Raw genomic sequence first — 9,164 nt, 5'->3', positions numbered from 1 at the left:
GGTCGATCGGACAGCGTCGGCAAAAACCACTCCAGCATGGCCCGCATCGCCGTCTGCTCTGCTGTGGATACCGGCAGGAGTGGGATATTTGGATCGACGTCGGCAAGCTGGTTGTGAAAGGCGGCCTTGACCCGTCCCCCGGGCTCGATGGCCGGCAGTGTGTAAAACTCCCGGCATGCGTCGGAGGCGCCGGCGGCACCGGACATGGGAACCTGCCAGAAATTGACCGGGAATCGCCCAAGTTGATAAGCGATCGCATCCGGCGGGGTGATCCAGTGCACGGGAACCCGTTTGGGCGTCAACATGGTGCCGGTAAAGCCCAGCAATCCCCGCGCAAGTGCACCGGCGGCGATCAGGACCCGACCGGCAGTATACCTGCCCTTGGAGGTGCGAACCTCGACCCCGCCCGGCGTGGCCGTCCACCCGGTCACCCGTTCATCGACCTGAATCTTTGCCCCGGCGGTTTCAGCCATACCAAGGAACACCCGGATGCACGTTTCCGGAAAAACGATCCCCGCCTCTCTTTCAAGACCAGCGGCAAAATGGCTTGGGGGTGCCAACGGCGGCCACCGCTTGTGGATTTCGGCGGCGGTCAACAAATCATGGGATATGCCGCCGGCCCGGGCGCTGGCCAGAAATCCGGAAACAGCCGGTCCATCCGGCGGCCCGATGGTGAGGTTTGGGGTGGTAACCAGGAGCTTCTCGCCTGAGTCCTTTTCCAGTTTGCGCCACAGGCCCCAGGCCCGGAGCGCCATGGGCAGGTAGGCGGTGCCCTCCAGATAAGCCCGCCTGACGCTGCGGGATTCACCATGGTGGCTGCCCAGGCTGTGCGGGGGATGAAACGCATCGAGCCCCAGAACCGACACACCCCGCTGCGCCAGGGTCATGCAGGTGGCCGATCCGGCGGTGCCCAGCCCGACAACGATGGCGTCATAGTGATGCATCCCGCCTGCTTTCTATGGAGAGCGAACCATGATCGCCTCGGCATCCTTCCGCAGCCGGATCAGACGACCACGTTCTTTTTGCCGCCGTAGACCTTCATAAACTGCACCCGCTCGTAAACGGACGGATCCGTGCTCTTGGCCTGACTCATTTTTCCCTTGAAACCGCTGATCCGCTTGAATCCTTTGCGGGACATCCAGTTCTCCAGGCGCTCAAGCATCTCCCCTAAATAGGCGACGCCGTGTTGATACAGGCACGAGGCCACTTGGACCGCATCGGCACCGGCCAGCAACTGTTTGATCACCGCATCCCCATCGTGGATACCGGTGGAGGCGGCCAGGTCGCAGTCGACCTTTTCGGCCATGATGGCAATCCAGCGCAGGGACATGGCCAGGTCCGATGGGGAGCTGAAGACGAACGCATTGGTGGTCTCGAATTTATCGATGTCGAAGTCCGGGCTGAAATACCGGTTGAACAGCACCAGTCCGCCGATACCGGTTTGGGAGAGCCGCTGGATCATCGGCCCCAGATCGGTAAAATAGTGGCTGATCTTCAAGGCGGTGGGGATGGAGAGGTGTTGGGTGACCTGCTCGGTGACCTTGAAATAGATGCTTTCCAGGTCCACCCGCTTCTGCTTGAAATCCGTCGGGGGAAAAAACATGTTCAGCTCAAGGGCATCGGCGCCGGCCGCTTCCAACTGCTTGGCATAGGCCATCCACTCGACCGACTGCAGAAAGCAATTAATGCTGGCGATAACCGGTATGGACACCGCCTTTTTGCTCTCTTCGATCAGGGTGACGTATTTTTTCAGGTTTTCTTCCCGGACGACGTAGTTGTAGTAGTCGATGGGAATTTTGCGTCCATCGTAATCGAAGTACTGACTGTCAGCGGCAAAACCCTTGGCCGTTTTCATGAAATCCGCATATTCCAAGGCCACCTCCTCTTCGAAAATGGACTTGAGCACCACCGCACCGGCGCCGCATTTTTCGGCGTTCTTTATTTTTTCGACCGAACTGGTCAACCCAGAACTGCCCACGATAATCGGATTTCTTAATTCGAGCCCCAGGTATTGCGTCGATAGATCCATTGTACCTCCTCAACAAAAGGTCGGATTGTACAGCAACAAGGCACCCTGCCTGCTGTTGGCTGCGATATTGTGAAAAATCGATGGCGTCCCAGATCAATGCGGTCTTTTCTCTGATTGTGCTATCGTAAACAATTTGCAAAAAAAAATCCACTGCCAACCTCTGGTCAGTTGGTTCACCACACCGTTGACGACATGCTATCCATCGCGCGATTGGCCCACTCCTGACATGGCCCAATTGGGCGCGGGAAATCCATATCCTTTGAAAAAAGTGCATGTGGATGGTAAATCGGAAATCGTTTTGGGGGACATGGCGTGAGCATACCCAAACCAAATGGCATCGCCTCGAACGAGGCCCTTCCTCTACCGCGGTGAGTACTGTCAGCGTCTGATAGTACCGTCTATGGTTTTTTCAGCCTGCCATCAATCTTTTTTGTCACGAGGTTTGCAGAAGGATTTTCCTTTTCGGTCAAAGCGGCAGTGGTTCATGAAGTACCGCACCAGGACCAACGTCTGTTCAAGTCCGGTCATGATATCACCTCTTCCCTGATTGGTTTTCCTGCAGTCGCAGGCCAAACAAGCGATAATATCTTAGCGAACCCTGAAAATTATGCAATGGGAGTCGATTGGCCGCATGGTGATAGGTTCAATCTACCATCATGTCGCGGATAAGAACAAATGGTTACCCGGCTGATCCATAACGAGCATCGAGTGACTGTCCCGGCGTGACCGTGGGACAAAAACCATGGGTTGAACGGACAGGCGGATCGCCGTCCGAGTCCGATTCCGTCTCCGGTCCCTGACTGGGTGGCCGACGGTCAAGACCTTAACGCCCGGCCGGCAAGATAGGCGTCATACGAGGGGTATTTACACAATTCATTGTAGTCGCCCATGATGACGTTACGAATGGCGCCACCGGCAACGACGATGTCTGCCGAACCGGGCAGGCGATTGTTGAGCAATGCCAGGTTGCCATGGATTTCAGGACGCTGCAAAAAACCGCTCAACGGCCAGAGCGATCGCCTTATCGGTCACAGCTGCCATCGAGGGCATCCCCTGCAAAGAAAAGGGTTGGTCGGTTGTTACACCACCCACCCCGCCCGCCGCCGGGCAGGCAAAGTGGGCTCACATACAGCGACCCATCCGGGCTCGAAGGATCAGGCGTTGCATGAGAATATCAGTACAGAACCCTTGTTGCCCCCATGGCGGCTATTGGACGATCCCGCATGCCTTCCGGGGACCGCCGCCACCGAGCGTTTCGGGATGGTCCGAAAAGTTATCCCCGCCGGCATGAATCATCAGGCTGCGCCCCTTGAGGTCGGCCACCTTCAACCGCGGCGCCAGAACAGGCAGGCTCGATGCGCCGTTTTCGTCGACGTAGAGCGGGGGCAGGTCCCCGAGGTGGCCGTTGCCGTATGGACCTTCATGTCGACCGGACCCGGCCGGGTCAAAATGCCCGCCGGCGGCCAGCCCCGGCACCATCTTCCCGTCTTTTTGTTTAGTTCCGCAATCTGCATTTTCGTGCACGTGAAAGCCGTGCAATCCCGGTGTGAAACCGTCTATATCTGGTGTGAACAGTGCCCCGTAGGGTGTGTCTGTTACCGCAATGGTGCCGACGGCCTTGCCGGGACCGGCATCCGTTGCGAGAAACATGCTGATCGTCGCCCCATCAGCCCAGGCCAGGCTGGAAACAAGCCATAAACCTGCAAAAAGGATTAAAAAGCGTTTCATGGATGTCTTGCTCCTTTCAGTCAATAAAATCCCTAACAATCAATTGCCCCAAACCAAATGAATGATCCGCCGCAACCGTTTTGGATGCAATGCCATCGATTTCAAGGGGCGGGTTTATTTCGAAAGGTAATACATCCTCGCCAAATAAAAAGAGGCAGCCACGTTCGCCCGGCTGAGCACTTTGCCAGGCCTGCCATGGCCATGCGGTCCGAAAGTGATTATGGTCTAAATCAGGCGGATCGGATTGAACCGCAACCGGCGGGGTTTTCAGCATGAATGCACCGGGACACCGAAAAACCGGAACAGGCAGGCAACCGATCATGGACGTGCTCATCGGACGGACCATGGCCGTAAACCACCATGAATTGCGGGCGCTTGGCTGGGCGTTCAGTTACTTCTTCGCCTTGTTGTGCAGTTACTACATCATCCGCCCCATGCGCGATGAGATGGGCATTGCCGGCGGTGTGGAGCATCTGCAGTGGATGTTCAGCGGGACGTTTTTGGCCATGCTGGCGGTCGTTCCTTTTTTCGGCTGGGTCACCAGGCGGTGGGTCACCAGGCGGTTCCTGCCCTACACGTACGCTTTCTTCATTGCCAACCTACTGATATTTTTTGTACTTTTCCAAACCAACCTGACCCATGCCCATGTGGCCCGCGCCTTTTTTATCTGGGTCAGCGTATACAACCTGTTCATCGTGTCGGTATTCTGGAGCTTCATGGCCGACACCTTCTCCAACGAACAAGCCAAACGCCTGTTCGGCGTTATCGCCGCCGGCGGCACCGCTGGCGCGCTCGCCGGCCCACTGCTCACCACGGTTCTCGTGGTCCACGTGGGGCCGGTCAACCTGCTGCCGGTATCGGCCGCCCTGCTGGCCTGGACGGTGGTGTGCATCCATCGGCTCATCGCTTGGAAGCAATCCGCAGCCGCCATCAGCCCGGCTGCCGGTGCCGTCCGGGATCGCGCCACGACGGACCGACCCGTCGAAAAAGCCATGGGCGGCAGCATCTTTGCCGGCGTCGGTCTGGTTTTGCGTTCTTCTTACCTGGCGGGGATCTGCCTGTTGATTGTGCTGTTCTCTTCACTGGCCACTTTTTTATACTTCCAGCAGGCCCAGATCGTGCGCGACCGCTTCGATGATCCGGCCACGCGTACCGCCGTGTTTGCCGCCATGGATTTCAGTGTCAACGCGATCACTTTGTTTTTTCAGGTTTTCCTCACCGGCAGGATGGTTAGAAAGATTGGGATGGGCTGGACGCTGGCATTGATTCCGTTGCTGCTGATGATTGGTTTTCTGGCATTGGGGGCTGCACCCGTGTTGGCGGTGATCGTGGTTGTGCAGGTGTTGCGCCGAGCGGGCAACTACGCGGTCATGCGGCCGGCGCGTGAAATGCTCTATGTGGTATTAAGCAGAGAAGAGAAATACAAAGCCAAGAATTTCATCGACACGGTTGTTTACCGGGGCGGCGATGCGGTCAGTGCCTGGGTTTACGCCGGTCTGCAAGGCGCCGGCCTGGCAGCTTCCCGAATTGCCCTGGCGGCGGTGCCGCTGGCCGGCATCTGGGCCTGGGTGTCATTCAAGCTGGGCAAACGCCAGGAGCGAATGGCCAGTGCAGCGGCCGATCCGCCCCTCGAACAAAAAAGGAGGACCCCCTCATGATTGATCCAAATATCAAAATGACGCGTCGATCGTTTTTAGGGACGGTCGGCACACTGACGTCGGTCATGCTGTTGCCCCCCCGGCGCCTTCCGGCCGCGGAAAACCGTTTCCTGTTGCGTCCGATCCCATCCAGCGGTGAGCGGTTGCCCGTAATGGGAATGGGGACATCGCGCACCTTCGATGTCCAGGGCGATGCGGCGGCCATGGAACAGCTGGCGCAAGTGCTGGCGGCATTCTTCGACAACGGTGGCCGGCTGATAGACTCGTCGCCCATGTACGGCTCGGCGGAAAGCGTGATCGGCAAATTGCTGGGATCGAAACAGGGAAAAAGCAGCCTGTTTGCCGCAACCAAGGTGTGGACCGATGGGCGTGCTGCCGGCATCGCTCAAATGGAGCGGTCGATGCAACGGCTGGGGGTCGATGTCATCGATTTGATGCAGATCCACAACCTGCGGGATTGGAAGACCCACCTGCCGGTGCTCCGGGAGTGGAAGCAAAAGGGCAGGATCCGCTATATCGGCATCACCACATCCCACGGCCGCGACCATGAGGCACTGGCACAGGTCCTTCGAACCGAGACCCTGGATTTTGTCCAGTTCAGCTACAACATCGCGGATCGCGCCGCTGAGGAACAACTGCTGCCGCTTGCCGCGGACCACGGTGTCGCCGTCTTGATCAATCGCCCCTTCCAGCGCGGCAGCCTGTTTCAAAAAACCCGTGGCCGTGGGTTGCCGGCGTGGAGCACCGAATTCGACTGTAACAGTTGGGCGCAGTTCTTTCTGAAATTCATCATCGCCCATCCGGATGTCACCTGCGTCATACCGGCGACCTCCAAAGTGAAACACATGACGGACAACATGGCGGCAGGCGTTGGCAGCCTTCCGGATGCCGACCTGCGCAGACGCATGGTCACGCATGTCGCCTCGCTTTAACAAGGCGATTGAGAAGCGGCCGCTACATCCGCCCCCATTCATCCGGCAGAATGCGAATCCATGTACCGGGCCCTCAGACCGGTCAAATTCAGGCCGTTGCGCCCTCCCCCGCCTTCTTGAAAGCCGACTTGGGAAAGAAACAATAGGGACATTCATCCGGTGCGTCATCGCCGTAATGAACATAGCCGCAAATGCGGCAGCGCCAGGCCGGTTTCATCGCATCAGCCCCGAGGGGATCGGCCTCGCGATGCAGGGGGAGGTCTTCCAGCGCCGGCATGGCGGACTGGTACTGGCTCATCACGGTACCGGCGACGATCACACGCTGGACCTCGCTGGTACCTTCGTAGATGCGCAGCAGGCGCACATCGCGCAGCAGTTTTTCGACGGGATACATTTTGGTGTAGCCATAGCCGCCAAGGATCTGCAAGGCTTCATTGACGACTTCCAGGGCGACCTCGGTGGCGTATAGTTTGGCCACGGAGGCATTCAGGGTGGGATCCATGCCCTGGTCGGCCTCCCAGGCCGCCTTCATGGTCAGCAGGCGGGCGGTTTCCACCTTTTGATACATCTCGGCGATCTTGAACTGGATCGCCTGGAAATTGGCAATGGGCATGCCGAACGCCTGGCGCTTTTTGGCGTAATCCATGGCATACTCCATGGCCGACCGGGCCGCGCCCACACCGAAGGCACCGATAATCGGCCGCGTGCGCCCAAAGGTTTTCATGGCCAGCACGAAGCCTTTGCCTGGCGGCGCCAGCACATTGGCTTTGGGTACGCGGACGTTTTCGAATTTGAGCCCCACGGTGTTCGAGCAGCGCTGGCCCATTTTGGGGATGGGGCGGCCGACCCGCACACCGGGCCAGTCTTTTTCCACCAGAAAGGCGCAGATCCCCTTGTGACTCTGCTTGGGGTCGACCGTAGCGAAAACCGACATGTAATCGGCCAATCCGCCGTTGGTGATCCAGTATTTGGAGCCATCCAGGATGAAGTCCTCGCCGTCGGCCGTGGCCAGGCAGCGGATGCCGGCCACATCCGAACCCATCAACGGCTCGGAGGTGGCAAAACAGATCGTCTTGAAGTCGTTGAGAATGCGCGGCAGATAGCGCTTGCGAATCTCTTCGTTTTCCGACAACAATACCGGCTCCATCCCTAAGGAGTTGTCGAAAATCGATGTGGCCAGGCCGGGGCAGGCGGCCGCCAGCTCTTCCGTCAGGATGGCCGCCTCGACCAAACCCAGTCCCTGCCCCCCATAGGCCTTGGGAATATCCAGGTTCATGATCCCGGCATCAAAGGCTTTGCGGATCACCGGCAGCGGGATGTCGTCCTTTTCGTCGTAGTACCAGGCCACCGGCAGCACTTCCTTCAGCGCAAATTCGCGGGCTTTCTGCTGCAGCGCCAGCTGTTGCGGTGTGAGCGTAAAATCCAACATGCGTCCCCCTTTCTCCTATGGATCGATAGATCTGGTATGCGTCCCGACCGCTTGATCAACGGTGAGGCGATGGTCGGTTGGCGCATCCCAACAAACGGCATCTGCGGCAAGATGGCCGCAGCCAACCATCGCATGCCTGATTCCGGGTTGCAAGTGGCCCAGTCGACCGAGGTCGCGTTCGACCCGCGGCAGGGGGCTTGAAAAGGGCGCCGGTATTGCAGGCGTTCTTCATGCGGGTTGGTTTGCGGCGGGTCGGGATTACCGGAAAACCGAATCGATAAAACATCCGCCTCCGCCACCGCCGCTGCTGCTGGGCGGGGTGGGGGGGGCACTGCCGCTTGCCGCAGCGGTTTCGAAGCTGCGGTCGTTGCCGTCGATGGTGCCGGCGTCTGCCAGGACGACCAGCCGGAAATGGTACAAGGTGCCCGGGGACAGGCCGGACACGGCAATGGCGACGCGTTGGTTGGAAATAGTTGATAACACATCGGAAATATGACCGTATTGGGTGGTCGGACCGTATTCGAAATAGTAGTCCACATCCTGGCCGTTGGCGTTCACGGTGCCGTTGAGCTGGGCGGTGCTTCCTGAGATGGCCGAAGCCGACCCGGTGATGGCTTCGTCACCTACCGTGACGAGGTCGAGCAACAGGCTCTGGCCCTCCACGGCCACCGTGCGGTGCGTCTCGCCGCCTATCCCCGATCCAATGAAACTGACCGTGTAGGCGCCGGCCTCGAGCACAGGCATGGCGTACCCGCCGCTGTCAGCCGTCACCGCGTGGTAGACGCCCCGATCCGGCCGCACCGTGATACCGCCCATGCCTTCCCCTGGATCGTACTGGTCGTTGCCGTTCAGATCACGCCAGACCGTTCCCACCAGAAAACGGTTGTAATGATTGGTCTGCGACGTGTTGGCACTGCAATAGTTGCCGGTTGTCACGAAAGGGCCCACACCCGTATCCGGGTCGTCCTCAGAAACCACGGAAAGGCCCACATTGGTGTAATCCCCATCGATGGACATGATCGCCTGGCGGTGGCCGCGGCCGGGCTGCATACCCCCGTCGCCTTCGCCCCAATCGATGTTGAAACCGGCATGCCCGTGGATGCCGCTGCGGGTATAGGAAAAAACATTGCCGCGATAGGACAGATAAGCGAAACCGGCGGCGTCCACGCGGTCGAGTTGACCGGTGTGGTCCTGGCTGTCATAGGCGACGAGATAATCCGAGTGCGCCCGGGCGGCCTGGTACAGGCGCACATCGAAGGCTGCCGGCGGTTTGTACGGGATGGCGTCAAATTCGTCCTGCAGCACATCCAGGTCCACACCAAAGTAATCTATGGCGCCGGCCACGTCCGCATCACCCGTGGCGGCCAGCCACACGCCTTCACGGGGGG

Annotated in this window: 10 protein-coding genes; 3 read left to right on the top strand and 7 right to left on the bottom strand. The window is 58.9% G+C overall.

The genetic code is table 11. From position 1 onward, the window contains the following. From ABYV26_RS14620 to ABYV26_RS14600, 5 genes are all read right to left on the bottom strand, one after another. A partial coding sequence (locus ABYV26_RS14620; RefSeq protein WP_372682091.1) for an FAD-dependent oxidoreductase occupies positions 1–944 on the bottom strand: 944 nt, incomplete at its 3' end. Positions 945–1,003: 59 nt separating this feature from the next. Next, the gene (locus ABYV26_RS14615; RefSeq protein ID WP_372682090.1) at positions 1,004–2,029 is read right to left on the bottom strand and encodes a dihydroorotate dehydrogenase-like protein; all 1,026 of its coding nucleotides are present in this window, start codon (positions 2,027–2,029) and stop codon (positions 1,004–1,006) included. Positions 2,030–2,844: 815 nt separating this feature from the next. Then, positions 2,845–3,033, bottom strand: a complete 189-nt coding sequence (locus ABYV26_RS14610; protein WP_372682089.1) for a hypothetical protein — start codon at positions 3,031–3,033, stop codon at positions 2,845–2,847. Between the two features lie 202 nt (positions 3,034–3,235). After that, positions 3,236–3,757, bottom strand: coding sequence for a superoxide dismutase [Cu-Zn] SodC (gene sodC, locus ABYV26_RS14605; protein WP_372682088.1), 522 nt, complete (start codon positions 3,755–3,757; stop codon positions 3,236–3,238). A gap of 16 nt (positions 3,758–3,773) precedes the next feature. Further along, positions 3,774–4,031 (bottom strand): hypothetical protein, encoded by a 258-nt coding sequence (locus ABYV26_RS14600; RefSeq protein ID WP_372682087.1) that lies wholly within the window; start codon positions 4,029–4,031, stop codon positions 3,774–3,776. Between ABYV26_RS14600 and ABYV26_RS14595 the strand changes: the two genes are divergently transcribed. Together ABYV26_RS14595 and ABYV26_RS14590 are read left to right on the top strand one after the other, a co-directional pair. After that, a complete protein-coding gene (locus ABYV26_RS14595; protein WP_372682086.1) occupies positions 4,030–5,415 on the top strand; it encodes an NTP/NDP exchange transporter in 1,386 nt (461 codons plus the stop codon). The two genes, ABYV26_RS14600 and ABYV26_RS14595, sit on opposite strands and share 2 nt — an antisense overlap. Beyond that, positions 5,412–6,347 (top strand): aldo/keto reductase, encoded by a 936-nt coding sequence (locus ABYV26_RS14590; protein WP_372682085.1) that lies wholly within the window; start codon positions 5,412–5,414, stop codon positions 6,345–6,347. Before ABYV26_RS14595 ends, ABYV26_RS14590 begins: the two co-directional genes overlap by 4 nt. An 88-nt stretch (positions 6,348–6,435) precedes the next feature. Here the strand turns inward: ABYV26_RS14590 and ABYV26_RS14585 are convergent, their stop codons facing one another. After that, the gene (locus ABYV26_RS14585; protein ID WP_372682084.1) at positions 6,436–7,776 is read right to left on the bottom strand and encodes an acyl-CoA dehydrogenase family protein; all 1,341 of its coding nucleotides are present in this window, start codon (positions 7,774–7,776) and stop codon (positions 6,436–6,438) included. A gap of 36 nt (positions 7,777–7,812) precedes the next feature. Between ABYV26_RS14585 and ABYV26_RS14580 the strand changes: the two genes are divergently transcribed. Further along, positions 7,813–7,977 carry a hypothetical protein gene (locus ABYV26_RS14580; RefSeq protein ID WP_372682083.1) on the top strand — a complete coding sequence of 55 codons (165 nt, stop codon included), beginning with the start codon at positions 7,813–7,815 and terminating at the stop codon, positions 7,975–7,977. A 57-nt stretch (positions 7,978–8,034) separates the two neighbouring features. On the opposite strand, the gene ABYV26_RS14575 is transcribed toward ABYV26_RS14580, so the two are convergent. Then, on the bottom strand, positions 8,035–9,164 hold a 1,130-nt coding region (locus ABYV26_RS14575), incomplete at its 5' end, for a hypothetical protein (protein ID WP_372682082.1).

Origin of the sequence: Desulfosarcina sp., from assembly GCF_041551955.1 — a bacterium.
Lineage (GTDB): Bacteria > Desulfobacterota > Desulfobacteria > Desulfobacterales > Desulfosarcinaceae > Desulfosarcina.
This window is presented reverse-complemented; position numbering and strand designations above follow the sequence as displayed.